General features: G+C 55.9%; 1 rRNA gene. It reads right to left on the reverse strand.

The window, feature by feature from the left end:
• Positions 1–324: ribosomal RNA gene (locus IF29_RS0141255) — 23S ribosomal RNA — on the reverse strand; the annotation flags it as partial.

The following is a 324-nucleotide window of genomic DNA, read 5'->3' on the forward strand; positions in this document are numbered from 1 at the left end:
GGTACTGTCCGCTATCGGTCACTAGGGAATATTTAGGCTTAGCGGGTGGTCCCGCCAGATTCACACGGAATTTCTCGGGCTCCGTGCTACTTGGGAACAATCTCAAGAGAGCCGTACAGATTTCGTCTACGGGGGTCTTACCCTCTACGCCGGACCTTTCGCATGTCCTTCGACTACCCATACGGTTTCTGACTCTCCGACCAGCCGGCAGACCAGCCAAGAAATGTCCCACGACCCCGCAATGGCAACCCCTGCCGGGTATCACACCACTACGGTTTAGCCTCATCCGATTTCGCTCGCCACTACTCTCGGAATCACGGTTGT

Origin of the sequence: Streptacidiphilus jeojiense, assembly GCF_000719095.1 — a bacterium.
Taxonomy (GTDB): Bacteria; Actinomycetota; Actinomycetes; order Streptomycetales; family Streptomycetaceae; genus Streptacidiphilus; species Streptacidiphilus jeojiensis.